The sequence below is a fragment of the Tenggerimyces flavus genome, assembly GCF_016907715.1.
GTDB lineage: Bacteria > Actinomycetota > Actinomycetes > Propionibacteriales > Actinopolymorphaceae > Tenggerimyces > Tenggerimyces flavus.
On sequence record NZ_JAFBCM010000001.1, the window covers coordinates 4,260,392 to 4,285,303 of the forward strand.

The 24,912-nt window shown below is 68.2% G+C and carries 22 protein-coding genes; 12 read left to right on the forward strand and 10 right to left on the reverse strand.

The genetic code is table 11. The features are described from left to right. Positions 1-17: 17 nt before the first annotated feature. The 5 genes from abc-f to JOD67_RS19925 all read left to right on the forward strand — a co-directional run bounded on the left by abc-f (position 18) and on the right by JOD67_RS19925 (position 5,259). Positions 18-1,616, forward strand: coding sequence for a ribosomal protection-like ABC-F family protein (gene abc-f, locus JOD67_RS19905; protein WP_205119106.1), 1,599 nt, complete (start codon positions 18-20; stop codon positions 1,614-1,616). A 130-nt stretch (positions 1,617-1,746) separates the two neighbouring features. After that, positions 1,747-1,968 carry a helix-turn-helix domain-containing protein gene (locus JOD67_RS19910; protein ID WP_205123080.1) on the forward strand — a complete coding sequence of 74 codons (222 nt, stop codon included), beginning with the start codon at positions 1,747-1,749 and terminating at the stop codon, positions 1,966-1,968. 47 nt (positions 1,969-2,015) lie between these two features. Beyond that, a complete protein-coding gene (locus tag JOD67_RS19915) occupies positions 2,016-2,771 on the forward strand; it encodes an enoyl-CoA hydratase/isomerase family protein (protein WP_239553921.1) in 756 nt (251 codons plus the stop codon). Between the two features lie 123 nt (positions 2,772-2,894). Further along, positions 2,895-4,754 (forward strand): ABC transporter ATP-binding protein, encoded by a 1,860-nt coding sequence (locus JOD67_RS19920; RefSeq protein WP_239553922.1) that lies wholly within the window; start codon positions 2,895-2,897, stop codon positions 4,752-4,754. Between the two features lie 25 nt (positions 4,755-4,779). Then, positions 4,780-5,259: a pyridoxamine 5'-phosphate oxidase family protein gene (locus JOD67_RS19925; protein ID WP_205119107.1), complete on the forward strand. Its 480-nt coding sequence runs from the start codon at positions 4,780-4,782 to the stop codon at positions 5,257-5,259. 709 nt (positions 5,260-5,968) lie between these two features. Here JOD67_RS19925 and JOD67_RS19930 read toward each other — a convergent pair. The 4 genes from JOD67_RS19930 to JOD67_RS19945 form a co-directional block, all read right to left on the reverse strand. Continuing rightward, on the reverse strand, positions 5,969-7,468 hold the full coding sequence (locus tag JOD67_RS19930) for a right-handed parallel beta-helix repeat-containing protein (RefSeq protein WP_205119108.1): 1,500 nt from the start codon (positions 7,466-7,468) through the stop codon (positions 5,969-5,971). Between the two features lie 419 nt (positions 7,469-7,887). After that, entirely contained in the window at positions 7,888-8,835 is a 948-nt protein-coding gene (locus tag JOD67_RS19935; RefSeq protein WP_239553924.1) for a carbohydrate ABC transporter permease, read from the reverse strand. Then, positions 8,835-9,812: an ABC transporter permease gene (locus JOD67_RS19940; RefSeq protein WP_307782463.1), complete on the reverse strand. Its 978-nt coding sequence runs from the start codon at positions 9,810-9,812 to the stop codon at positions 8,835-8,837. Before JOD67_RS19940 ends, JOD67_RS19935 begins: the two co-directional genes overlap by 1 nt. Before the next feature lie 11 nt (positions 9,813-9,823). Continuing rightward, positions 9,824-11,362 (reverse strand): extracellular solute-binding protein, encoded by a 1,539-nt coding sequence (locus JOD67_RS19945; RefSeq protein ID WP_205119110.1) that lies wholly within the window; start codon positions 11,360-11,362, stop codon positions 9,824-9,826. Between the two features lie 158 nt (positions 11,363-11,520). Here JOD67_RS19945 and JOD67_RS19950 point away from each other — a divergent pair, with 158 nt between their 5' ends. Both JOD67_RS19950 and JOD67_RS19955 read left to right on the forward strand, forming a co-directional pair. Further along, positions 11,521-12,645, forward strand: a complete 1,125-nt coding sequence (locus JOD67_RS19950; protein ID WP_205119111.1) for a GntR family transcriptional regulator — start codon at positions 11,521-11,523, stop codon at positions 12,643-12,645. A 212-nt stretch (positions 12,646-12,857) separates the two neighbouring features. Further along, a complete protein-coding gene (locus JOD67_RS19955; RefSeq protein ID WP_239553926.1) occupies positions 12,858-13,427 on the forward strand; it encodes a hypothetical protein in 570 nt (189 codons plus the stop codon). Here the strand turns inward: JOD67_RS19955 and JOD67_RS19960 are convergent, their stop codons facing one another. Together JOD67_RS19960 and JOD67_RS19965 are read right to left on the reverse strand one after the other, a co-directional pair. Beyond that, a complete protein-coding gene (locus JOD67_RS19960; RefSeq protein ID WP_205119112.1) occupies positions 13,428-13,796 on the reverse strand; it encodes an STAS domain-containing protein in 369 nt (122 codons plus the stop codon). 75 nt (positions 13,797-13,871) lie between these two features. After that, positions 13,872-14,630 (reverse strand): SDR family oxidoreductase, encoded by a 759-nt coding sequence (locus JOD67_RS19965; protein ID WP_205119113.1) that lies wholly within the window; start codon positions 14,628-14,630, stop codon positions 13,872-13,874. Positions 14,631-14,868: 238 nt separating this feature from the next. On the opposite strand from JOD67_RS19965, the gene JOD67_RS19970 reads away from it, so the two are divergent. From JOD67_RS19970 to JOD67_RS19985, 4 genes are all read left to right on the forward strand, one after another. Next, entirely contained in the window at positions 14,869-15,627 is a 759-nt protein-coding gene (locus JOD67_RS19970) for an SIR2 family NAD-dependent protein deacylase (protein ID WP_205119114.1), read from the forward strand. A gap of 273 nt (positions 15,628-15,900) precedes the next feature. Then, entirely contained in the window at positions 15,901-17,013 is a 1,113-nt protein-coding gene (locus JOD67_RS19975; protein WP_205119115.1) for an ArsR family transcriptional regulator, read from the forward strand. 285 nt (positions 17,014-17,298) lie between these two features. Next, on the forward strand, positions 17,299-18,627 hold the full coding sequence (locus JOD67_RS19980; RefSeq protein WP_205119116.1) for a hemolysin family protein: 1,329 nt from the start codon (positions 17,299-17,301) through the stop codon (positions 18,625-18,627). Next, a complete protein-coding gene (locus JOD67_RS19985; protein ID WP_205119117.1) occupies positions 18,624-19,646 on the forward strand; it encodes a hemolysin family protein in 1,023 nt (340 codons plus the stop codon). Before JOD67_RS19980 ends, JOD67_RS19985 begins: the two co-directional genes overlap by 4 nt. On the opposite strand, the gene JOD67_RS19990 is transcribed toward JOD67_RS19985, so the two are convergent. Both JOD67_RS19990 and JOD67_RS19995 read right to left on the reverse strand, forming a co-directional pair. Further along, positions 19,643-21,424 (reverse strand): glycoside hydrolase family 15 protein, encoded by a 1,782-nt coding sequence (locus JOD67_RS19990; RefSeq protein ID WP_239553927.1) that lies wholly within the window; start codon positions 21,422-21,424, stop codon positions 19,643-19,645. The genes JOD67_RS19985 and JOD67_RS19990 overlap by 4 nt on opposite strands. 128 nt (positions 21,425-21,552) lie before the next feature. Next, positions 21,553-22,308, reverse strand: a complete 756-nt coding sequence (locus JOD67_RS19995) for an SURF1 family cytochrome oxidase biogenesis protein (protein WP_205119118.1) — start codon at positions 22,306-22,308, stop codon at positions 21,553-21,555. Between the two features lie 36 nt (positions 22,309-22,344). Between JOD67_RS19995 and moaA the strand changes: the two genes are divergently transcribed. Beyond that, positions 22,345-23,349, forward strand: coding sequence for a GTP 3',8-cyclase MoaA (gene moaA / locus JOD67_RS20000; RefSeq protein ID WP_205119119.1), 1,005 nt, complete (start codon positions 22,345-22,347; stop codon positions 23,347-23,349). A gap of 666 nt (positions 23,350-24,015) precedes the next feature. On the opposite strand, the gene JOD67_RS20005 is transcribed toward moaA, so the two are convergent. Both JOD67_RS20005 and JOD67_RS20010 read right to left on the reverse strand, forming a co-directional pair. Further along, on the reverse strand, positions 24,016-24,228 hold the full coding sequence (locus tag JOD67_RS20005) for a hypothetical protein (RefSeq protein ID WP_205119120.1): 213 nt from the start codon (positions 24,226-24,228) through the stop codon (positions 24,016-24,018). Between the two features lie 238 nt (positions 24,229-24,466). After that, entirely contained in the window at positions 24,467-24,802 is a 336-nt protein-coding gene (locus JOD67_RS20010; protein WP_205119121.1) for a DUF3099 domain-containing protein, read from the reverse strand. Between the last annotated feature and the right edge of the window lie 110 nt (positions 24,803-24,912).

Below are 24,912 nucleotides of genomic sequence, written 5' to 3' on the forward strand. Positions count from 1 at the left end.
ATCCGGAGAGTAACCAAATGATCACCGCCAGCCACGTCGAGGTACGAGTCGGCGCCCGGCTCCTTCTGTCCGACGTCTCCTTCCGCGTCAACCCCGGCGACAAGGTCGGCCTGGTCGGCCGCAACGGCGCCGGCAAGACCACGTTGACGACGATGCTCGCCGGCGAGGCACTGCCCGCCGCGGGCACCATCACCAAGTCCGGCAGTGTCGGCTACCTGCCCCAGGACCCGCGCACCGGCGACCTCGACGTCACCGCCCGCGACCGCGTGCTGTCCGCGCGCGGCCTGGACAGCGTCGTCCGTACGCTCCGAAGCGCCGAGCTCGAGATGTCCGGCGTAGGTGGCACCCAGCGCGACCGGGCGATGCGGCGGTACGCGAACGCTGAGACCGAGTTCCTCGCGCGCGGCGGGTACGCCGCCGAGGCGGAGGCCGCGCAGGTCACCGCGAGCCTGGGCCTGCCCGACCGCGTGCTCAGCCAACCCCTGCGTACGCTCTCCGGCGGTCAACGCAGGCGCATCGAGCTCGCGCGCATCCTGTTCTCCGACGCGAGCACGCTGCTGCTCGACGAGCCGACCAACCACCTCGACGCCGACTCCATCGTGTGGCTGCGCGACTTCCTCCGCTCGTTCAATGGCGGACTCGTCGTGATCAGCCACGACGTGGCGCTGCTCGACAACACCGTCAACCGCGTCTTTCACCTGGACGCCAACCGTGCCGAGATCGACATCTACAACGTCGGCTGGAAGGCGTACCTCAACCAGCGCGAGACCGACGAACGTCGCCGCAAACGTGAACGAGCCAACGCCGAGCGCAAGGCGGGCGCGCTCCTCACCCAGGCCGACAAGATGCGCGCGAAGGCCACGAAGGCCGTCGCCGCGAAGAACATGGCACGCCGTGCCGAGCGCATGCTCGCCGACCTCGAGCCGGAACGCCGTTCCGACCGGGTCGCGAAGATTCGGCTGCCCGACCCCGCTCCCGCCGGCAAGACTCCGTTGCGGGCGACGGGATTGTCCAAGTCGTACGGCTCGCTCGAGGTCTTCACCGACGTCGATCTCGCCATCGACAAGGGCAGCCGGGTCGTCGTTCTCGGGCTGAACGGTGCTGGCAAGACCACCTTGCTTCGCATCCTCGGCGGCGCAGACAAGGCCGACACCGGCGCGGTCGAGCCCGGCCATGGGCTGCAACTCGGCTACTACGCGCAGGAACACGAGACGCTCGACGTCACCCGCACCGTGCGCGAGAACATGCTGACGAGCGCGCCGCACCTCACCGACACCGATGCCCGCAAGGTACTCGGCTCGTTCCTGTTCACCGGCGACGACGTCGACAAGCCGGCGCGCGTGCTGTCCGGCGGTGAGAAGACGCGGCTCGCGTTGGCGATGCTGGTGTGCTCGAGCGCGAACGTGTTGCTGCTCGACGAGCCGACGAACAACCTGGATCCGGTGTCCAGACAGGAGATTCTCGGGGCAATCCGGAGCTATAAGGGAGCAATCGTCCTCGTCACCCACGACGAGGGCGCGGTCGAGGCGCTGGAGCCAGAACGCGTGCTCCTGTTGCCCGATGGGGTCGAAGACCTCTGGAATCCCGACTACGCGGACCTCATTTCCCTCGCATAACCGCCTTGGCAGGTTGGTGTCCACGGGTTTCTTGATCAGATGGCTTCTCAGAATGCTTGGGCTGGCGGATCATGGGGCATTGAGTAGGTGATCTTCAGATCGCTTCCGGTCTCGTCAGCGGGAGGTAGGCGTGGCAGAGCCGCTCAAGAAGGGCGCCCGAGTCACTGGGCCGCAGCGCAACAAGCTCGCCGCGGACTTGAGGAAGAAGTACGACGGCGGCAGGAGCATCCGGTCGATCGCGGAAGAGACCGGTCGCTCGTACGGGTTCGTGCATCGTCTGCTCAGCGAGTCGGGGGTGAGTCTCCGCAGCCGCGGTGGCGCTACCCGTTCGAAGAAGAAGGTCGCCTCCTGACGGAGCACACCACACCGCCCGACCATGCCGCCTACGAGGCGGCAGGGTTGCGCTTGGAGCTGGACGGCGCTGTCGCGACGGTGACCCTGATCCGTTTCGACAAGCGAAACGCCCAGACGCCAGAGCTGTGGGCCGCGCTGGCCACGATCGGCGAGACGCTTCCCGCCGACATCCGGGTGGTCGTGCTGCGCGCGGAAGGGCCGTCGTTCTCCGCCGGCCTCGATCGTGCGTTGCTCGCACCCCAGTCGCCGGACGACCTGTTCCCGACGATCGCGACCGCGGCTGACGAGACCGCGCTCGCGATCATCGCCGACTTCCAGCGCGCGTTCAGCTGGTGGCGGCGCCCGTCCCTGGTGTCGATCGCCGTCGTCCAGGGCCACGCGGTGGGCGCGGGCTTCCAGCTCGCGCTCGCGACGGACCTGCGCGTGCTCGCCGACGACGTCCAGTTCGCGATGCGCGAGCCGAGCCTCGGGCTCGTACCCGACCTCGGCGGCACCCAGCCGCTGGTTCAGGCCGTCGGCTACTCGCGCGCGCTCGAGATCTGCCTGACCGGGCGCTGGATCGGCGCCGAGGAGGCGTACGCGCTCGGGCTGGGGAACGTCGTGGTGCCGCGGGCCGAGCTCGACAGTGCTACTTCCGACCTGGTGGCCGCACTTTTGGCCGTGCCGTCCGGCGCGGCTGCCGCGACGAAAGCACTGCTGGCCAGCGCCGAAAGTCGTACGTACGAGGACCAGCTGCTCGCCGAACGGACCGCCCAGCTCGGCCGGCTGCGCGCGCTTCTTTCCGCAACCGATACCCGCTAGCGGGAAGATGGTGGACATCCGACGTGTTGTCACGTCTGGATGTAATCGTGTAATCAGCCAGGAGGGCGGCGCCTCGTGTCAATGATGGGCGGCGGTGGTGGCGGGGGCGGACCCTGGGCGATGATGCGGTCGTTCCGCAAGAACGACCCCGACATGGCCCGGCGGAAGCTCGCGCCCGGGACGTTCAAGCGGATCGTGCGCTTCGCGCAGCCGTACTCCAAGTTCATCGTCGGCCTGATGATCCTGCTCGCGATCGACGCCGCGCTGTCCGCCGCCAACCCGCTGATCTTCCGCGAGATCATCAACAAGGGCGTGCTCGGGAAGGACTCGGGCCTGATCGTCACGCTCGCGCTCGTCATCGCGGCGATCGCGGTCGTCGGTGCCGGGCTCGGACTGATCCAGCGCTACTTCGGCGCGCGGATCGGCGAGGGCCTGATCTTCGACATGCGCTCGAAGGTGTTCGCGCACGTCCAGCGGCAGCCGATCGCGTTCTTCACCCGTACGCAGACCGGCGCGCTCGTCTCCCGGCTGAACAACGACGTGATGGGAGCGCAGCAGGCGTTCACCTCGACGCTGTCGAACGTCGTCAGCAACATCCTCACCGCCGCGATCACGCTGACCGCGATGTTCATCCTGTCCTGGCAGATCACGCTCGTCGCGCTGGTCATGCTGCCGTTGTTCCTGCTGCCGGCGCGGTGGTTGGGCCGCAAGCTGCAGGCGATCACGCGCGAGTCGTACAACCTCGACGCGCAGATGAACGCGATGGTGACCGAGCGCCTCGGCGTCGCCGGCGCCCTGCTGGTGAAGCTGTTCGGCCGGCACGAGCTCGAGGACCGCGCCTATCAGGACCGGGCGGCGCGGGTGCGCGACATCGGCATCACGCAGGCGATGTACGCGCGGGTGTTCTTCACCGCGCTGATGCTCGTCGCGTCGTTGTCGGTCGCGGTCGTGTACGGCTGGGGCGGCGTGCAGGCGGTGAACGGGATCCTCGACGTCGGCACGCTGGTCGCGATGACCGCGTACCTGACCCGGCTGTACGGACCGCTGACCGCGCTGTCCAACGTGCACGTCGACATCATGACCGCGCTGGTGTCGTTCGAGCGGGTCTTCGAGGTGCTCGACCTCGAGCCGCTGGTGAAGGACAAGCCGGGCGCCCGCGAGCTGTCGCCTTCGGCGCCGGGGACGATCGAGTTCGACGACGTCGAGTTCCGCTACCCGCGCGCGGACGAGGTCTCGCTCGCGTCGCTGGAGACCGTGGCGACGCTGGACCAGAGCACGCCGACCGAGGTGCTGCACGGCATGTCGTTCAAGGCGCTGCCCGGTCAGCTGGTCGCGCTGGTCGGACCGTCGGGTGCGGGCAAGACGACCACGACGCACCTGGTGACGCGGATGTACGACGTCCAGGGCGGTGCCGTGCGCGTGGGTAGCGTCGACGTACGCGACCTGACGCTCGAGTCGCTGCGCTCGGAGATCGGCGTGGTCACGCAGGACCCGCACATGTTCCACGACACGATCCGTACCAACCTGCTGTACGCGAAGCCCACCGCGACGGACGACGAGCTGACTTCTGCCTTGGAGGGCGCGCGAATCTGGGGTCTGGTGTCGTCGCTGCCGGATGGTCTGGACACCGTGGTGGGGGAGCGCGGCTACCGGCTGTCGGGCGGGGAGAAGCAGCGGTTGGCGATCGCGCGGCTGCTGTTGAAGGCGCCGAAGTTCGTGGTGCTGGACGAGGCGACCGCGCACCTGGACTCCGAGTCCGAGGCCGCGGTGCAGAAGGCGTTGGCGACCGCGTTGAAGGGCCGTACGTCGTTGGTGATCGCGCACCGGCTGTCGACCGTACGCGACGCCGACCAGATCCTCGTGTTGGACGGCGGGCGCATCGTCGAACGCGGCACGCACGACGAGCTGCTCGCGGCCGACGGGCTGTATGCCGAGCTATACCACACGCAGTTCCGTACCCAGGCCGAGACACCGGTCGCGTAGGGGGCGTCGCCTTAGGCTGTGTGCCATGGCTGATCCGCTGGTGGAGCTGCAGAATCGCACGTTCGAGCACGCGACGGCGGCGACGAACAAGTCGTATCCGCCGGAGCGCCGGCTGACCGCCGAGCAGCTGACGGCGTACCTCGGCCGCCGCGAGTATGCGGTGGTGGGGACGGCGCGGCCGGACGGTCGGCCGCACGCGTCGATGTCGCTGTATCTGCGGAGCGGCACCACGTTCTGGCTGCCGACCGTCAGCGGCTCGATCCGGGTCCGCAACCTGGGCGAGCAACCCTGGTTGACGTTGGTGATCGCGGAGAACGACGACGACACCCACATCGCCGTCATCACCGAAGGCCCGGCCACCGTCGTCGGGCGGGACGACCTGCCCGATGAGGTGCGCACGCTGGTCGACGAGGCGTTCGCGTACGTGTGGAAGTGGGTCGACGTCTGGATCCGCCTCGACGCCGAGCGGGTCCTCTCCTACGCCGCCGAGGCCGCCCACCCCTGACCGTTTCGAATGAGGGCGTCCCCGTAGCGATCTATTGGATGAAGGGCACCTTCATATGAACCTCCTCGAGCGAGGGGACCCTCCGCCCTTCGCGAAAGTGTGGGGTTCTGGTCGCGACACGCCGGCGTGTCGCGACCAGAACCCCACTGTTTGATGGGACATGGAGGATGGGCTGGGCTATTGAATGAAGGTGCCCTTCATACAAACGGTGGCGGGGTGGAGGGGGTCGAGGTGGCCGGTGGTGCTGGTGTGGCGTGGTCTGGTTGGGTCGGGGGCACCCTGGTCCCATAGGTTCGGACCAGGGTGCCCCCGACCCAAACCGACAAGCGACCTCAGCACGGCAGCAGACCGGCACCGAAGGGGGGCCTGGCCCGGGCAACGGTTCCGGGGGTGGGGCGGCGGCTTTGAAACTGGCCACCACAATCGACCGCCGCGACAGCCCCGAAGAGCACCAACCCCAGACCCGCTCTCATCGCAACACCGCACCAAGAGAGCGACCTGGCAGGGGAGCTTCGCCAAGAGGAACTGAGTAGTCGCCACCCGGGAAGGCCTGCAATTCTCAGCCGGCGGAAGTGGCCGTCACTTTGCCTACGAAGGGGGCGTTCGGAAGGGTCTCGCGGGAGCTCGGAACGCCCCCTCGGTGGGTAAAGTCACGATGCGGGATGGCCTCTTCGCTACAGGGACGCCCTCATTCGAAACGTCCCCGCGGTCAGTGGCCGCCGGTGTTGGTGGACCAGAGCTTGGTGACGCCGTTGCTGGCAAAGAGGACGAGGTTGCCGTCGTCCTGGATGACCAGGATCGCGCCCGGGTTGCCGGCGGTGTTGGTCGACCACAGCACTTGGCCGGAGGTGCCGTAGAGCACGAAGTTGCCGTCCGCCTGCATCAACGCCAGGGCGCTGGGCTGGCCGGCGGTGTTCGCGGACCAGAGGACCTGGTTGCTGGGACCGAACGTCAACACCAGGTTGCCGTCGTTCTGCAGCGTCAAATGCGTACGCCCATCGCAGGACCGCGCGGTCGCGCCGGTGAACACGGCCTCGCCCGGCCGGATCCACCGACACAGGGCAGGTGGCGTGCCGGTGGGCGGTGGCGTCGGCTCGGTGACGCCGAGGACGTACGTCAACGACGCCGGCTGGAACTCCGACTGCAACGTGCTCGAAGTCGCGGCCGCCACCTGATACCCGGCCGGCGCGGAAGGCAGGCCGCCGCAGCCGGCGGACGGAACGCCCACGTGCCGCGCCTGGTCGACGTTCCCCGACACGGTCCAGTCCCGCACACCGTTGACCGCGTACCCGTAGCCCAGGTGTTGCCCGCGCAGCGTGTTGCCCGTCACCGTTCCGCCGTAGACGGTCCCGGTGCCGCACGTCCACACCTGCCAGCCCTGCGCCAAGCCGACCTTGACGAACGCGCTCCGCGCCTCGATCACGTTGTTCCGCACGATTGTTCCGGTGTAGTTGCCGTTCACCGGCGCGACGTCGACCATGCTGATCCCGCCGAGCAGCACCCGCGACACCGCGACGATCGTGTTCTGCTCGATCACCGAGCCCGGCGCACCGAATACGACGATGCCGCCGTCCGTCGCGTCCGTGATCGTGTTGCCGCGTACGGTCGACGACCCGCAGGCCAACGAGATTCCGTCCGCCCACTGGCCGCTCGGCGAGTCCAGACCCGCGGGCCCGATCTCGTTGTCGACCACCTGCGCGCGCTGGCAGCCCGGCACCGACGAGGTCACCGTGCCCTCGAACAGGTGCAGCGCCGACCAGCTCCGTGGCTCCCGGATCAGGCTCTTGCGTACGACCTGGTCGGCGACGTTTCCGCCCAGCTGAACGAGGGCGTTGCCAGCCTTCCGGCCGAGCGCCGCGCGGTTGCCGTCCACTTGGACGTTCTGCAGCACGATCCCGCTCTGCCCGTTGCCGTCCACGGCCGTCGTGATCCCCGCGGCGTTGAGACGCAACGTCGCCCGCGTCGACCCGGTCGGCAACCCCTTGGTCGCGAGCTCCTGCCGCGGCGCCGTGAACTTCACCGGCGCGCTCAGCTTGAACACCGCGCCCGCGCAGAGGAAGACTTTCTTCCCTGCGCCGACCAACGCCTTGTTGATAGCCGCCTGCGTGCCCGAGGGAACGCAGCTCGCGGGCGCGGCCACGGCCGCCGGCCCGCACAGGCCAACCAGAACTGCGACGACCGCCAGCACCACGTGGGCACGACGCCTCATGACGGGTCCCCTCCAGGAAAGCCTTCCCAAGCTCGACCAGCTGACGGTAACCCGTACCGGATAACGACGTGCGTGCGATTCCGAGAAAGTTCGTCGACGAATTGTTTGACCGTAAACTCTCTTACTCGGGCCAGTAAAGGTTTGCCCAAATGGGGTCCCCTCCGGACGCCGCACCAGACGAGGAGCGCGCAAACGGCCCCGCGAAGACGACAGTCGACTCGCGGTTTCTCCAACCTCTGTTGACTTCCCGGTAAGGGAAGGCACTCCGTAGGTGAAGCGTCGCGGTCGCCTTACCCGGCCAGTGACCCCTCTACCTGGCGTCCACCCCACGTAAAGGGGCAAATGATCATGTAAACATGATCGTTGGCCCCAGGGCGGGGTCGGGCCGGTCGAACCAACGGACGGACGAAAGCTCGAGGCTAGCCCTTGACGGCGCCGAGGATGATGCCCTTCACGAAGTAGCGTTGGAGGAACGGGTACGCGAGCAGGATCGGGATCGTCGCGAAGATGATCGTCGCGGCGCGGATGTTGTCGGCCGAGACGACGAGCCGTTGCAGGTCGACGGTCGGTGCCGCGCCCTGACCGCCCATGCCGAGCATCGACTGGTCGATGATGATCGAACGCAGGACCACCTGCAACGGCCACTTCGAGTTGTCGTTGATGAAGAAAAGCCCGGTGAAGAAGTCGTTCCAGTGCCCGACGCCGTAGAACAGCCCGATCGTCGCGATCACCGGCTTGGACAGCGGAAGCACCACGTGCCACAGGATCTTCAGGTCCGACGCCCCGTCGATGCGCGCCGACTCCTCGAGCTCGTTCGGGATGCTCCAGAAGAAGTTCCGCATCAGGATCAGGTTGAACGGTGACACCAGCCCCATGAACACCAGCACCCATATGCTGTTGATCAGCCCGAGGCTCTTCAGCAACAGGTACGTGGGAATCAGCCCCGCGCCGATCAGCATCGGCAGGATCACGATCCACATCAGCAACCGGTAGCCGGGGATCGACGTCTTCGACAGCCCGTACGCCGCCGTCGTCGTGAGCAGCAGGTTCAGCCCCGTACCGACCACGGTCGCGAACACCGTGACGCCGAACGAGCGCATCAGCACCGGCGTCTCGAAGATGTACTGGTACGCGTCGAGGGTGAACGAGGAGGGGATCAGCATCAACGGGTTCGCCGAGATCGCTCCGCTCTCGCTCAACGACTTCGCGAGCACGTTCACCATTGGCAGCAACGTGATCAGCCCAAGCAGCACGAGGATGACGTAGATGACGATGTCGGCGTACAGGGGATTGCGGTCGAGCCGGCTGCGCCGCTTCGTCACCTCCGCGGCCTCGACGAAGTCCGAGCCCGCGTCACCGGTTCGCATCACCATATCGATCGCTGCCCCAACCTGCGGAGGATGTAGTTCGCCGTCACGATGAGGACCAACCCCACGATGCCCTTGAACAAACCGACCGCGGTCGCCACCTCGTACTGCGCTTCCAGCAGGCCGATCCGATAGACGTAGGTGTCGATGATGTCGCCGACCTCGAGCACCGCGCCGTTCTGTAGTTGGAAGATCTGGTCGAAGCCGGCGTCCAGGATCGTGCCCAGCGACAATACGAGCAGCACCGCCATCACTGGACGCAGCCCGGGCAGCGTGACGTGCCAGATCTGTCGCAGCTTGCGGGCGCCGTCCACGCGCGCCGCCTCGTACAGCTGCGGGTCGATGCTGGAAAGCGCTGCCAGGTAGATGATCGCGGCCCAGCCGAACTCCTTCAGGATGCCGGTCCCGACCACCACTGCCTGGAACGTGTCGGGGTTGGTGAGGAAGTTCACCCGGTCGCCGCCGGCGCCCATGATCAGCGTGTTCACGATGCCGGACGGGCCGAGGATGTTGATCACGATGCCGGCGAAGATCACCCAGGACAGGAAGTGCGGGAAGTACGTGACGGTCTGCACGCCCCGCTTGAACATCAGGTGCCGAACCTCGTTCAGCAGCAGGGCGAACAGCACCGGAACGGGGAAGCCGAACACCAACCGGTACAGGCTGATCACGACCGTGTTCCGGATCAGCTGCGGGAACTTCTCCGAGGAGAACACGGTCTGGAAGTGCTCGAAGCCGACCCACGGGCTCTCCCACATCCCGCGGAAGACCTGGAAGTCCTTGAACGCGATCTGCAGTCCGACCAACGGCAGGTACGCGAACACGATGAAGTACGCGATCGTCGGCAGGATCAGCACGTAGATCCAGCGGTGCCGCCAGATCTCGGCACCGAGCGACCGTTTGCCGCCGACGACAGCGGCCTGCGGTTCGACGAACCGCTGCCGCTGCCGCCGCCGGTTCTCCTCGAGCAGACCCACGACGAGGGCCGTCAGCTCTCGACGTAGTTGGGCTTGGACTTGTCCTTCTGGGCCGCGTTGACCTCGTCGATGATCGCGTCACCGCCGGCCTTGCGCCACTTGTCGGCGGCGTTCAGCCAGTTCTGCTTGGTGGTCTTGTGGTCGATGATGGACGCGTCCACGACCTGCTTCATGTAGTCCTCGTAGATCTGCGCGCCCAGCTTGTTCTCGGTCTCGGAGAGCGCGGTGATGTCGCGGTAGTCCGTGTGGTACTTCGCCGTGTACGTGGCGAACTTCTGCTCGATGTAGGCGAACTCCTCGGGCAGCTTGTTCGCCTCGTACCCGATCTTCATGCCGTCCCAGTCGAGCTTCTCGCTGAACGGGCCGAAGAACTGCACGGGCTCGACCTGCGGTCCCTTGAACTTCTCCTCGCGCTCGGTGTCGGGGATCGGGATGTTCGCGCCGCTGACCTTCTTGAACATCTTGCCCTCGACGCCGTACCGGCGCAGCGTGCCACCGTCGGTGAGGCTCCAGTTGAGGAACTCGAAGAACCGGTCGGGGTCCTTCATCTTCGACGAGACGTAGAAGCCGCGGTCGATCGGGATCACCATGCGGTTGCCGCCGGTCGCGTTGAACGGATCCATGATCCGTACCTCGGCCTTCGGCTCGACCTGCCGCAGCTTGGTGATCGTGTCGGCGAATCCGCCCCAGTGGCTGGGGATCATCGCGACCTTGCCCGCGATGAACTTGTCGCCGGAGAAGTTCGGCTCCTTGTTCACCTTGAACTCCGGGTCGATCAGCCCTTCCTTGTGCAGCGACTGCAGCCAGAAGTAGAAGTCGATCTCGGACTCCTTGACGTGCCACGGCACGATCTTGTTCGGGTCGTCCGGCGTCGGTTCCCAACCGGACAGGCAGAAGTCGAACGAGGTCGCGAGATCCTTCGTGCTCCACTCGTACCCGAGCGACAGCGGCACGTGTTTCGGGAACGCCTTCTTCGCCGCGCGCAACGTCTCGACGAAGTCGTCGACGGTCTTCGGTTCTTCCAACTTGGCTTGGTCGAACAGGTCCTTGCGGTAGAACATCATGAACGGGACCTGCGGCCAGATCAGGTTCGGGATGAAGAACGACTCGCCGTCCTTGGACTTCAGCATGTTCCAGATGTTGTCCGGAACGGCCTTGCGGACGGCCTCGTACTTCTCCAGGTACTCGTCGATCGGGAGAAACGCGCCCTGGTCCTGGGCGTCGCGCCAGATCGAGTTCGCCGGGCCGGAGCCCCAGATCACGTCCGGGATGTCGCCGGAGGCGAGGATCGTGTTGACCTTCGTGTCGTAGTCGATCACCGGGATGATCTGCACGTCGATCGCGACGTTGCCGCCCTTCTCCAACGCCTGTTGGTAAGGACCGGCCTTGGTGAACGTGGCGGGGCCCCAGGTGGGGCGCAGGTAGCTGAACTTGTAGGGCCCACTGCCGCTGCTGCCACCGCCGTTGCCTCCGCCGCTACTGCAGCTGGCGAGGGCCAAGGACGTGGTGGCGGCCAGAGCGCCAGTGAGGAACGAACGCCGACTAACCATGGGTCACTCCCTCGCGACTGCGGGGCTGACGGGGTGACCGCAACGTAAATTTAATGTGTCAACATGTCAATTAATCCGACCAAACTTGGCCAGGTCCGTCGCCGAGCCTGGCAGAGTTGATGTATTGATTGCCGCGAGAGCGAGGTGGTGCAGGCTCCATGTCCGTGGAACGTGGTGTGGGCCGAGGTCCGCTCTACCTGCAGGTGAAGCAAGCGCTTGCCGAGCTGGTGGGGCAGGACGGTTACGCCCCTGGCGCACGGTTTGTCACCGAACGGGAAGTGTGTGAACGCTTCGGCGTCAGCACCACGACGGCGGTCCGCGCGTTGAACGAGCTCGTCGCCGAGAGGCTGCTCGTCCGACGGCAGGGGAGTGGCACGTTCGTCGCCGATTCGCCCGTACCTGTGGGGGTTTCGGCCTCGCCTCCCGTTCCGCCGCGCGACCACACCGTGGCGTGCATCCTGCAGACCGGAGGCGGTGGACACGTCGGGAAGCTGCTCGCCGGGCTCGAGGCGGCACTGTCCGAGCACGGTTACCGGATGTACCTGAAGTACTCCGACAACTCCGCCGAGCGCGAGGCCCGCGCGATCCGGGAGGCTCTCGCCGCGAACGTGAGCGGCATCGTGCTCTACTCCGCCGAGGGTGCGACCGACCCCGCGGTGTTCGACGAGGTCCGCCGGCAGGGGGTGCCGATCGTTCTGGTCGACCGCTACCGCCCCGACGTTCCCACCGACGTGGTGATGCCGGACAACCTCGCGATCGGCTACGAGGTGACCGAACGGCTGATCGCGCTCGGGCACACGCGGATCGCGACGCTGTGGCACGAGACCGACGCCACGAGCGTGCGGGATCGGTTGGCCGGACATCTCAAGGCGTTGCGGGACCACCAGATCCCGGTGCGGCCGGAGCTCAACGTGCTGCGCCGCTACGAGGCCGGTGTGGTGGAGCGGCTGCTCGGGCTGACCGAGCCGCCGACGGTGTTGCTGTGTGGGAACGGGTACGCGCTGGCGCAGGCGATCGAGGACCTGGTGGCACTGGGTCTGCACGTTCCCGGCGACATCGACGTGGCGGGGATGGACGACGCCGGACCGTTCGACATCCTGCCGCTCACCGCGGTGGCCGCGCGCCTCCCGTCGCGGGAGCTCGGCGAGCAGGCGGGGGAGCTGCTGCGGCGCCGGATGACGAGCGGCGAGCCGTACCGCGACGTTCAGCACGTGGTGCTGCCGATCCAGGTCCGTACCCGCGACGGCGCCCCGGGTTACCTTCAAGTCGTCGCCGCCGACTAGCCCCCTGGACTCCGCACCGGTCGGCGGCATGAGGCGTCGCCATCTCGGCGGGTGGCACCGACGGCGACACCTGGTCAGTCGAGTTTCCGCCGGGGGAAGAGCCGTCGGTGCACCGGGGCCGAGATAGCAACGCCGCCGCCGACGCTCTTGCGGACTGAGGATTCTCAGCCTGCGTTCAGGGCTGTCTCAGGCTTCGCGCCCATGCTGTCGGCATGCCTGATGTCCTCGACTCCGATGACCGCATCCGATCGCGCCTGCGTCGACCGCTGGTGATCCTGGGCGCGGCAGCCCTCGTCGTCACCGCGGGCGTCGGCGTGGCGACGGCCGCGTCGAACACGCCGAACGCCGGCCCGCTCGCCGCTCCCGCAGCCGACACGACCAGCTCGCCCTCCGCGCAGCCGAAGGCGCCCGACGAGGTCCGGAAGGGGCACCGGGGCTGGCCCGGCAAGCACCGCGTCGGCGCTCCGTTCGGCGCCCTGCACGGCGAGTTCACCGTGCCCAAGCAAGGCGGCGGCTACGAGACGCTCGCCACCCAGCGCGGCAAGGTCACCGCGGTCTCCACGAGCTCGATCACGGTGAAGAGCGACGACGGCTTCAGTCGTACGTACGCCGTCACCGCCACGACGATGGTGCGCGCCGAACGCGACGGCATCGACGCGGTCAAGGTCGGCGACAGCGTCGGCGTGCGGGCCACGGTCAGCGGCGCGAAGGCGACCGCGACGCACGTCGTCGACCTCACCCAGGTCAAGGCGAACAAGCGCGAGTTCCGCAAGCCGCGCTAGTCAGTTCTGCTCCTGCGGCGGGAGGGCGGCGATGGCTTCCGCCGCGGACGGGTAGACCCGCCACGCCTGGTCGAGCCCCGAGACCTCGAGGATGCGCGCGACCATCGGCGCGGGACTGGCCACACAGAAGCTGCGTTCCTGCGCGTGCACGCGGCGGTAGACCGCGACGAGCGCGCCGAGACCGGACGAGTCCAGGAAGTCGGACTCCGACAGGTCGACCACGATCAGCTCGACCTCGCCGGGACTGTTGTCGAGCAGGTCGAACACCCAGTCGCGGACCTCGCGCGCGGTGACGATGTCGACGTCGCCTTCGAGGTGGATCACGACCGCCCGGCCGCCCAGTGGCTCGGCGCGGATCGTCACAGCCATCGTGGCTCCCGTCAGAAGGACGCCTGTGGCGGTGAGCTACCCCGGATCGGCAGCTGCCAAGCCCCGCAACACGACCTAGATCGTACGGAGCGAACCACCGTCGACGGCGATCATGCTGCCGGTGATGTACGAGGAGACCGGTGACAGCAGGAACGCGGCGACGCGGCCGAACTCCGGCGGCGAACCGTACCTGCGCAAGGGGATCGTCGCCTCGGTGCGCCGCCTCGCGGCATCGGGGTCACCGGACGCCGCGGCGATCTCGCGCTGCCGTTCGGTGTCGAACGAGCCGGGCATGAGGCCGTTGACCCGTACGCCCGCCGGGCCGAGCTCGTCGGCCAGGGTCTTGGCCACACCGGCGAGGCCGGGGCGGAGTCCGTTCGAGATCGCGAGGCCCGCGATCGGCGACCGCACCGAGCTGGACAGCACGAACGCGATCGAGCCGCCGTCGCGGCAGGCCGCCGCGACCGCGCGGGCGAGGCGGATGCCGCCGAGGAAGACCGACTCGAACGCCGAGCGCCAGTCCGCTTCCTCGGAGTCGAGTGCCGTACCCGGCCGCGGACCGCCCACGCTCACCAGCGCGCCGTCGAGCCGTCCCCACTTCGCCATCGCGGTGGCGACCAGCCGTTCGGCCGACGCCGGGTCGGCATTGTCCGCGGCGACACCGACGGCGCGCGCGGTGCCGAGACTGCTGGCAGCGCGCTGCACGCCTTCCTCGCCTCGGGCCGAGATCACGACATAGGCACCCTCAGCGACGAGCACTTCGGCCGTCGCTCGGCCCAGCCCACGACTCGCGCCGCTGAGTAGGAACACTCGGTCCCGCACTCCAAGATCCACGGTTCCTCATCCTGCCGCATCATGGTCACGCTGTGCATGCGCGAGACAGAAAAACTTACGGAAATATCGGGCATCCCCTACCCCAGATCCCGAAAATCGATCACAGGGCGCTACCGAATCTGGCATTTCAGGCATCACGGGCAGATCAGTCGGTTCCTTACGGACCGAACGTCACCGACGACGAAGCGTAAAGGACGTGCCTCCGCGACGTGCGATCGCCCCGGGTACCGTCGACTCCGTGAGCGACGAAGCGACGGTCGCGGAGTGGCTCCGGGCCTCCCGGAAGACCGCCGCGCTGACCGGAGCGGGCATCTCGACCGACTCCGGCATCCCCGACTTCCGCGGCCCGAACGGGGTGTGGACGAAGAACCCGGGCGCCGAGCGGCTGTCGAGCCTGCAGGACAACCTGGCCGACCCGTCGGTCCGCGAACGTGCGTGGCAGGGCCGCCGTACCCACCCCGCCTGGACCGCCAAGCCGAACTCCGGCCACCGCGCGCTCGCCTCGCTGGAGCAGGCGGGGAGGCTGGGCACGATCGTCACGCAGAACATCGACGGCCTGCACCAGTCGGCGGGCTCGTCCGACGTGATCGAGATCCACGGCACGGTCTGGTGGGCGGTATGCCTGTCGTGTGGAGTGCGCACGCCGATGCCTGAGGTGCTCGAACGCGTCGCTCTGGGCGAGGCCGATCCCGCGTGCCTGCAGTGCGGCGGGATTCAGAAGTCGGCGACGATCTCGTTCGGCCAGTCCCTGGACGTCTCGGTGCTCCGCGCGGCGGAACTCGCCGCGGCGTCGTGTGACCTCTTCTTCGCGATCGGGACGACGCTGCAGGTCTTCCCCGCGGCCGGGCTGTGCGACGTGGCCCTGGCGAAGGGAGCGCGGCTGGTGGTGGTGAACGCCCAGCCGACCCCGTACGACGAGGTAGCGGACGCCGTACTGAGAGACCCGATCGGCGACGTACTCCCACGCCTCACCGCCGCGGTGACCCCCGCCCCGTGATCATGTACGTGATCGTGAAGGCCTAGGACCTGGTGCGTAAGTCGGCGGTGCCGACGGATGGGCATCGATGCCGCTTTACCTGGCGTGTGGGTGCTCTACGCGGGGTGTATCCCACGTAGAGCGGCAAATGATCATGTAAACATGATCATTTGCCGTCACGACGGCGAGGCAATCGTCACGTCCAGGATGGAAGGGGTCTGTCCGTTTGAGCTCCAGCACGTCGTCCATCCACCGACCCTTGCATGCGACATGCGCAACGCGCATACTGCATGCATGACCGACTCGATCCCGCCGTTCGCGCCGGCAAGTGTCGCGCCCGAGTTCGTCGCCGCACCGGCGAGCCTCGCGGCCGTCGTGCCGACCACGATGCTGTTCGTCGACTACGCGCTCGGCGGGCTCACCACGCCGACGTTCGAGTTTCAGCAACTCGCCCAGGAGCTGCCCCGCGACCTGGTCGAGGCGAGCCATCCGCTCCGCGCCGCGCTCGCCCACGGCTCCCATCTGCGCGCGGTACTGCTCGGGCAACTTCCCGCTGATCACCCCGGCCACCGGGACTGGCCGGCACTCCGTGCCTGGCTCGACGAGCGCGCCGACGACTGGATGCTCGGACTGGTCGAGTCCGGGGTCAATCAGGTGCTCGTGCTCGACACTGCCGACCCACCGCGGGTTCTGGACAGTGAGGTCGCCGGTCTGCTGGGCACCCTCGACGAGCTTCGCCGAGACGCCACCACCGTGCTTGGGATCTGGGGCGTGCCCGATCCTGCGGCGAGGGTGGACGAGGTGCTCGCCTCCGAGCCGATCCGGTCGACCCTGCTCGCCCTGTTGGACGAGATCTGGGAACGCTGGCTTGGGCTGGCCTGGACGGAGCAGCTGCCCGCCATGGATGCCGCGGTCGCCGCGGCGCCCCCGCCGTACACGGCGGCGACCGGCACGCAATGGATCAAGGCGGTGTCGGGGCTCTTGCCGGATCCGGTGTACGCGGCAGCGGCGGACCGCGCACCACGCCTGACGCTGGTGCCGTGCCCGGGGTTGGAGCGCAGCCTGACGATGTTCGGCGTCGACGGCGGCGAGACGGCGTACGTACTGTTCTCGCCGCAGTCAGGCCCCCGGAAGCGTGCCGGGCTCCCGGTCGGGGCGCGGCTCACGCCGGTCCTGCAAGCGCTCGGCGACCAGACTCGGCTGGCGATCGTGCTGCAGCTGCTCGACCAGGGGCCGATGACCATGCAGGAGCTGACCGACGTGCTCCGCGTCCACCAGACGACGATCTCCCGGCAGGTCGGTGCGTTGCGGAAAGCGCAGTTGGTCAGCCAGGACGGTAACCGCCGCGTCGTGGTCCAGCCGGATGCGATCCGGGACGCCTGCCAGACGTTGCTCGACGCCCTCTGATCGCCATGAGTGCCCTCGTCTGGCCGTGCCTCCTGCTACGCGCCACCACCCGATTCGACGGCGGCGGTCCACCGCCGACCATCCCGTCGCCGGCTGGAGGCGAGCACGGAGGTGAGCCGCGCCGGATGACCAGGCGGGGAAGGCGAGCCACCGCGCCAGGACGGACGTCCGGTCTGCTCGCTCAGGCCGCGATCTGGGCCGGGCGTTTGCCCCGTTCCTGAAGCGGGCGGATCCGCGAGCATGCGCAGCGAAGGTCGAGCGGCGGCTAAGCCCTAGATTGTCCGGGTGACCCAGTGGCTCCTCGTTCTCCTCGGCCTCGCGATGGTGTTGGCCTGCGCCCTCTTCGTGGCGGCGGAGTTCGCGATGGTCACGGTCAACCGGGCCACGGTCGAACGGGCCGCCAGCCAAGGGGATCGGCAGGCGCAGGGGGTGCTCAAAGCGCTGCAGAGCCTGTCCACCCAGCTCTCCGGCGCCCAGGTCGGTATCACGGTCACGAACATCACCATCGGCTACCTCGCCGAGCCCTCCGTCGCCCAGCTCATCGACGGCCCTCTAGAAGCAACGGGGCTCAGCGAGGGCACCACCAGGACGGTAGCGTTCGCCATCGCCCTCGTGGTGGCGAACGGCGTCACGATGGTGTTCGGCGAGCTCGTGCCGAAGAACCTCGCGATCGCCAGACCGTTCGACGTCGCGAAGTTCGTCCAACGCCCGCAGCGCATGTTCACCAGCATCACCAGGCCGCTCACCGTCTCCTGCAACGCGGTCGCGAACGCGATCGTCCGGCTGTTCGGCATCGAACCGCAGGAGGAGCTCAAGACCGCCCGCCTGCCTGAAGAACTCGCCAGCCTGGTCAGGCGGTCCGCCGAGTCCGGCACGCTCCCCGAACGCACCGCCACGCTCGTCGAACGCACGCTGCGGTTCGACGACAAGTTCGCCTCCGACGTCCTCACCCCGCGCACCAAGATGGTCACCGTCCCCGCGCGCGCCAGCCTGCAGCACATCGTCGAGATGTCCCGCCAGCATGGCTTCTCGCGCTTCCCGGTCGTCGCCGACAGCGTCGACGACGTCGTCGGCATGGTCGAGCTCGCGCAGGCGATGAAGGCACCGTACGACGACCGCGGCCGGGTACGGATCCGCGAGATCATGGGCGACCCCGTGCTCGTTCCGGCCAGCCTCCCGCTCGACGAGCTGCTCTGGCGGTTGCGCGAAGAGAACACCGAGCTCGCCGTCGTTGTGGACGAGTACGGCGGCACGGCCGGGCTCGTCACGTTCGAGGACCTCGTCGAGGAGATCGTCGGCAGCATCGAGGACGAGCACGACCAGCGGACCGTCGACGTACGACGCACCGAGGACGGCGGCTGGCAGGTGTCCGGCCTGCTCCGCCCGGACGAGATCGCCGACGCCACCGGGATCCGGCTGCGCGAGTCGCGCCTCGGCCACGAGACGATCGCCGGCCTGCTGCTCGAACAGCTCGGCCGCATCCCGGCCGTCGGAGACGAGGTCGTGATCGACGGCGTCCACCTCGTCGTGGAGAAGATGGACCGCCACCGGGTCGAGTGGGTACGCCTCTTCCAGGACGACGACGGCGCCGACGACGAGAGCGACGACGCATGAGCCTCGGAACCGGCCTGCTGCTGATCGGCCTGCTGCTGTTGGCGAACGCGTTCTTCGTCGGCGCCGAGTTCGCGCTGGTGTCCGTACGCCGCGAACGGATCCAGTCGCTCGCCGAGGAGGGGTACGGCTCGGCCCGGATGGTCCTGTGGGCGCTCAAGCGCGTCTCGCTGCTGATCGCCGCGGCACAGCTCGGCGTCACGGTCTGCTCGGTCGCGCTCGGCGTCGTGGGCGAGCCGACGATCGCGCACCTGTTGGAGAAGCCGTTCGAGGCCGCGCACCTCCCCGACGAGGCGACGGGCTTCGTCTCGTTCGCGCTCGCCCTGCTCGTGGTGACGTGGCTGCACGTCGTCCTCGGCGAGATGGTGCCGAAGAACCTCACCCTCGCCGGCCCCGAACGTGCCGCGCTCATTCTCGGTCCGCCGCTGATCGGGTTGGCGCGGATCCTCAACCCGCTCGTGGTCGTTCTGAACGCGATCGCCAACGGCACCTTGCGGCTGCTGCGGGTCGAGCCGCGCGACGACGTCGAGAGCACGATCGGCGAAGACGACGTGGAGGGACTCGTCGCGGAGTCCCACCGCGAGGGACTGATGGACCCCGACGAGCACGAGATCGTGCAGGAGGCGCTCGCGTTCAGCGACCGTCGCGTCGAGACCGTGCTGATCGACGTCGACCAGGTCGTCGTGGTCGCCCCGGAAGTCACGCCGGAACAGATCGAGCAGCACGCCGGGGCGTCCGGCTACACGCGCTTCCCGGTGTGGGACGGGTCGGCGTTCCATGGGTACGTGCACCTCAAGGACGTGCTGCTCGACGACCAGGGCGTCCGCGCGGCGCCGGTGCGGCGGGAGCTGATCCGCGATCTCCCCGAGGTCAGCCTCGACACCACGCTGGTCGCGGTGCTGTCGACGTTGCGACGTACGGGAACGCACATCGCCCAGGTGCTCGACGCCGACGCCACCCCGCGCGGCATCGTCGCGCTGGACGACGTCCTCGCCAACCTGGTGCCGAACCGCCGACCCTAGGAGTCGGCGGACAGCCGGAACGCGGTGTTGACTAACGAGATGTGGCTGTACGCCTGCGGGAAGTTGCCCAGCATCCGCTCCTGCGCAGGCGAGTACTCCTCCGCGAGCAGCCCGACAGCGTTCCGCCGCGACAGCAACCGCTCGAACAAAGCCCGCGCCTCGTCCTGACGGCCGATCAGATGCAGGCCGTCGGCGAGCCAGAACGAGCAGGCGAGGAACGTGCCCTCCTGCCCCGCGAGCCCGTCGACGTCCGACCCGTCGTCGAGGTACCGCAGGACCATCCCGTCGTGCGTCAACTCACGCTGGACAGCCTCGATCGTCCCCACCACCCGCGGATCCGAAGGCGGCAGGAAGCCGACCTGCGGGATCAGGAGCAGCGACGCGTCGAGTGCGGGCGAGCCGTACGACTGGGTGAACGTGTTCCGCGCGGCGTCGAAGCCCTTCGCGCAGACCTCGGCGTGGATCTCGTCGCGGATCGTTCGCCAGCTCTCGACCGGCCCTGCCAGGCCGTACCGCTCGACGCCCTCGATCGCGCGGTCGAAAGCCACCCACGCCATCACCTTGGAGTGCGTGAAGTGGCGCCGGCCGCCGCGGACCTCCCAGATGCCCATGTCGGGCTCGCGCCAGATTGTCTCCAGGTGGTCGATCAGCAAGGACTGCAGCGACCAGCTCTCGGCGTCCGGCGGTATCCCGTGGGCGCGGACCAGGCTCAGCGCGTCCATCACCTCGCCGTAGACGTCGAGCTGCAGCTGGTCGACCGCGGCGTTCCCGACCCGGACCGGCCTCGAGTCCTCGTACCCGTCGAGCCACTTCACCTCGTACTCGAGCAGCCGCCGCTCGCCGGCGACGCCGTACATGATCTGCAGGTCGTCCGGCGAGCCGGCGATCGCGCGCAGCAGCCACTGCCGCCACGCGGCCGCCTCCTCGGTGAATCCGCCGCGCAGCAAGGCCGACAGCGTCATCGTGGCGTCGCGCAGCCAGCAGTAGCGGTAGTCCCAGTTGCGTTCGCCGCCCAACGACTCCGGCAGCGAGGTCGTCGCCGCCGCGACGATGCCGCCGGTCGGCTCGTACGTCAGCGCCTTCAGTGTCAACAGCGACCTGACAACGGCCTCGCGCCACTCGCCGGTGTACGTCCCGCGCGAGGCCCACTCCGCCCAGAGCTTCTCGGTCGCCGCGAGTTCCTCCTCGGCCGAGACCGGCGCCGGCGGCGGGAGGTGCGACGGGTGCCAGGTGAGCACGAAGCCGACGCGTTCGCCCTCCGACACGGCGAAGTCGGAGTACGTCGTGAAGTCCCGCCCGTACGTCGGAACGTCCGAACGCAGCCACGCCGAGTCCGGCCCCGCGACGCCCGCGACCTGGCCGTCGATGCGCCGCACCCACGGCACGATCTCGCCGTAGTCGAACCGCAGCCGCAGGCAGCTCCGCATCTCGACGCGACCGGACACGCCCTCGACGATCCGGACGACGTCCGGCGCCTCGTCGCGCGGCGGCATCAGGTCTATGACCCGCACCGAGCCCGTGGGCGTGTCCCACTCGGTGTGCAGGATAAGCGTGTCGCCCCGGTACTCGCGCCGCGTCGCCGGACCGGTCGCGTCGACCGGCGCGAGCTGCCAGTGCCCGTTGTCCGTCGTGCCGAGCAGCGCGGCGAAGCAGGCGCCGGAGTCGAACCGCGGCAGGCACAGCCAGTCGATCGAACCGACGTTGCTCACCAGTGCCGCGGTCTGCAGGTCGCCGATGAGGGCGTAGTCCTCGATCCGGCGGGCGATGCGCTCTCCCATCAGCCCAGTGTTACTGACGCTAGCCCCGATTGTCGCAGCCCCGCCTCGCTCAGTCTCGCCGCACGCCACCGCCCGTCGGAGTCATCCGGATGTGCCGTTGGGGCTTCTTCGACGAGTCGGACTGCGACCTACCGGTTGTGCCGGATGCGCTCCCGGAGCTTGCCGCCGTTCGCCTCGTCGAACGCGAGCAGGACCACCCCGACGGCCGCGATCAGCGCGAACAGGAACCACTGGAGCGCGTACCCCATGTGCGGTCCCTCGTCGAGCTCGGGCGCCGGCAGCAGGTGCGGGCTGTCGCCCGCCGCGGGCACCTGCTCGGTGAGCTCGAGGAAGCCGCCGTACGTGGGCGTCCCCAGCCAGCCGGCGATTCGCGGTACGACGATGAACCGCACCTGCCCGGTCTCCGGGTGGACCTGGTTGGCGGAGCCGCGTTCGCTCAGCCGGAGCCGCCCGGTGACCGTGACGTCGCCGGCGGGCGGCTCGGGAACGTCGGACGGCTCGTTCGCGCTGCCGCCGGACGGCACCCAGCCGCGGTCGACGAGCAGCGTCGAGCCGTCGGTCGTGACCAGGGGCGTGAGGATCTCGAACCCGGGCTCGCCCTCGAGCGGGCGGTAGCGCACCAGCAGCTGGTGCTCGGTGTCGTACTGGCCAGTGGCCGTGATCGGCTGCCACTCGGCCTTGGCCTCGACCGGCTGGTCCGGCGTGAGGGCGTCGGCGACCGGACGCGGCGGGCCGTCGATGTTGGCCTCGATGATCGCGTTGTGCGCCCGCCGGGTCTCCAACCGGCTCAGCTGCCAGTTGCCGAGCCCGATGAACAAGGTGACGAGCAGTGCGACGACCAGGAGCATGAGCAGCCAGCGCGGCCGAAGCAGGACCCGATACACGCCGACGACGCTACAGGGGCCCCGTAGGGTGGTGGAGTGCAGGAGAACGGAAAGCTCGCCGACCGCTACGGCCGGGTCGCGACCGACCTGCGGGTTTCACTGACCGATCGGTGCAACCTGCGCTGCACGTACTGCATGCCCGCGGAAGGTCTGGACTGGCTGCCGTCCGAGGAGCTGTTGACCAACGACGAGATCGTGCGCCTGGTCTCGGTCGCGGTCCGGCTGCTCGGCGTGGACGGCGTCCGCTTCACCGGTGGCGAGCCGATCGTCCGGCGCGGACTGGTCGAGATCGTCGCGGGCGTCGCGGCCCTGGAGCCGCGGCCGAAGATCGCGATGACGACGAACGGGATCGGGCTGGCCCGGCTGGCTGGCCCGTTGCGCTCGGCTGGGTTGGACCGGATCAATGTGTCGTTGGACACGTTGCGCCCGGATCGCTTCGTCACGCTGGCGCGTCGCGACCGGCTGCCCGACGTTCTCGCAGGCATGGCCGCCGCGGCTTCGGCGGGGCTGACGCCGGTGAAGGTGAACGCGGTGCTGATGCGCGGGGTCAACGAGGACGAGGCGGCGTCGCTGTTGTCGTGGTGCCTGGAGCGTGGTTACGAGCTGCGCTTCATCGAGCAGATGCCGCTGGACGCCCAGCACGGCTGGCGGCGCGACACGATGATCACCGCGGACGAGATCCTGGAGCGGTTGAGCGAGAAGTTCTCTTTGACGCCGGAGCCTTCGTCTTCGCGGGGGAGTGCGCCGGCCGAACGGTTCGTGGTGAACGGCGGTCCCGGAACGGTGGGGATCATCGCGTCAGTGACCCGCCCGTTCTGCGGCGACTGCGACCGGGTGCGGCTCACGGCGGACGGCCAGGTGCGCAACTGCCTGTTCGCCCGGGACGAGTCGGACCTGCGAACGGCCTTGCGGGCTGGCGCATCCGACGCTGAACTAGCCGTCCGCTGGCGCGCCGCGGTGGCGGGAAAGCAAGCAGGGCACGGAATCGACGACCCAACGTTCCTGCAACCCACCCGCCCCATGTCCGCCATCGGCGGCTGACCCGCGACTTCACCCACGGAACCGGGGTTCTGCCACGTGGCAACGGCCGTCCGTACCCCACTTCGGTGGGCAAAGTGGCAAGGATTGTGGACAGCGGCGAGTGGCTGAGCGTGCGGTGCGTGCTCAGCTGCGGACCGCGCCCCGCTCGCGCGCTCACCCGCGCGCTGCACCTTCACCCACTGAACAGCGACTTCCCCACAGCCTGGTGCGACTTCACCCACTCAGCTGGGGTTCTGCCACGTGGCAACGGCCGTCCGTACCCCACTTCGGTGGGCAAAGTGGCAAGGACTGTGGACAGCGCTGAGTGGATGGGCGCGGTGTGTGCTCATCCGCGGACCGCGGACCGCGCCCCGCGCTCAGCCCCATCGCGCCGCGTCGTGCGCAGCCACGTATCGCGTCGCGCGTGCTCAGCCACCACGTCACCCACCCAACCAGGCCCCGCGCCCGCGCATGCCGCGCCCGCACGCATCGCGTTGCGCCGCGCGACTTCACCCACCGAACCGCCACTTGCCCACAACCTGAGCGACTTCACCCACTGGGCCGGGGTTCTGCCACGTGGTAACGGCCTTCCGCGCCCCGGTTGGGTGGGTGAAGTCGCAAGGAGGTGTGGCTGGGGTGGGTCTGTCCTGTTTCCGCCGTTGGGAAAACGGCGGAAAGCCAAGCCACTTAGTTCAAGTCGTGATCTTCGAACGGCTCGATCTCGCGCAGAAAGCCCCGCGCTTCGAGAAAACTGGCCAACGAGGAACGGTGCTCCGAGCACGCCAACCACGTCTTGCGCCGCTCGGGAGTGTGGATGCGCGGGTTGTTCCACAGCACTTTCCACAATGCAGGAGACGAGCAGCCGCGGGCGGAACAGAGGGGCTCTTCAGGCTCGTCCATGACCTACTCGGCTGATAGGGAAGTCGGCTGCAAGGCGTGACATTTCACGAAGAGTAGCCGGTAAACGTGGAAGGGGCCGAGTTGTGACCGCGAAGAGTGAATGCATCCCGCGATGTGAAAACAACGAGAAGCGGTGCCGGGCAGCCACGGGGGAAGCCGCCCGGCACCGCATCACGTCGCACTCCGACGGGGGAAGCGGAGCGCGCACGAAAAGTTTGGCACGAACGCTGTTTCAGGTCTAGACGGCATGCCCGGGATTTTGTTTCGGCGTGTCGGGCGGGCTTTCCGGACCCGCCGGAAGTTCCCGTCCCGTTGGGGGAACGAAGGCCGCCGGACCGGCTTCTCGACGCTCTCGACCGGCATTCGCGAGAACGACAGCGACGTACGGAAGGACGAAAGCGGCTACGACGAGCAGCCAACGAAGAATGCCGTGAGTAACAATCGCCGCGACGAAACATGCGGTCCGGAAGCCCATCGACAGCAGATAACGCACCTCGCGGGAGCGCACGTCTTCCTTGAGAGCGCGCGGCGCCCCGGTGATCCGGAACACCTGCCTCTTCGGCTTGACCTGCATCGGGCCCTCCCTCGTCCTGCACTCCACCGTACGCCGCGTCTTTACCTGAGCTGACGCCGCAGGGCGCCTCGATGTGACATCCGGCCGGCATGACGGATGTCACCCCCAGA

What these genes read in the sequence shown, in the direction of transcription:
- abc-f (WP_205119106.1), top strand. Translation starts at nt 18, where the DNA reads ATGATCACCGCCAGCCACGTCGAGGTACGAGTCGGCGCCCGGCTCCTT.
- JOD67_RS19920 (WP_239553922.1), top strand. Translation starts at nt 2,895, where the DNA reads ATGCGGTCGTTCCGCAAGAACGACCCCGACATGGCCCGGCGGAAGCTC.
- JOD67_RS19925 (WP_205119107.1), top strand. Translation starts at nt 4,780, where the DNA reads ATGGCTGATCCGCTGGTGGAGCTGCAGAATCGCACGTTCGAGCACGCG.
- JOD67_RS19930 (WP_205119108.1), bottom strand. Translation starts at nt 7,468, where the DNA reads ATGAGGCGTCGTGCCCACGTGGTGCTGGCGGTCGTCGCAGTTCTGGTT.
- JOD67_RS19935 (WP_239553924.1), bottom strand. Translation starts at nt 8,835, where the DNA reads ATGCGAACCGGTGACGCGGGCTCGGACTTCGTCGAGGCCGCGGAGGTG.
- JOD67_RS19945 (WP_205119110.1), bottom strand. Translation starts at nt 11,362, where the DNA reads ATGGTTAGTCGGCGTTCGTTCCTCACTGGCGCTCTGGCCGCCACCACG.
- JOD67_RS19950 (WP_205119111.1), top strand. Translation starts at nt 11,521, where the DNA reads ATGTCCGTGGAACGTGGTGTGGGCCGAGGTCCGCTCTACCTGCAGGTG.
- JOD67_RS19955 (WP_239553926.1), top strand. Translation starts at nt 12,858, where the DNA reads ATGCCTGATGTCCTCGACTCCGATGACCGCATCCGATCGCGCCTGCGT.
- JOD67_RS19960 (WP_205119112.1), bottom strand. Translation starts at nt 13,796, where the DNA reads ATGGCTGTGACGATCCGCGCCGAGCCACTGGGCGGCCGGGCGGTCGTG.
- JOD67_RS19975 (WP_205119115.1), top strand. Translation starts at nt 15,901, where the DNA reads ATGACCGACTCGATCCCGCCGTTCGCGCCGGCAAGTGTCGCGCCCGAG.
- JOD67_RS19985 (WP_205119117.1), top strand. Translation starts at nt 18,624, where the DNA reads ATGAGCCTCGGAACCGGCCTGCTGCTGATCGGCCTGCTGCTGTTGGCG.
- JOD67_RS19990 (WP_239553927.1), bottom strand. Translation starts at nt 21,424, where the DNA reads ATGGGAGAGCGCATCGCCCGCCGGATCGAGGACTACGCCCTCATCGGC.
- JOD67_RS20005 (WP_205119120.1), bottom strand. Translation starts at nt 24,228, where the DNA reads ATGGACGAGCCTGAAGAGCCCCTCTGTTCCGCCCGCGGCTGCTCGTCT.
- JOD67_RS20010 (WP_205119121.1), bottom strand. Translation starts at nt 24,802, where the DNA reads ATGCAGGTCAAGCCGAAGAGGCAGGTGTTCCGGATCACCGGGGCGCCG.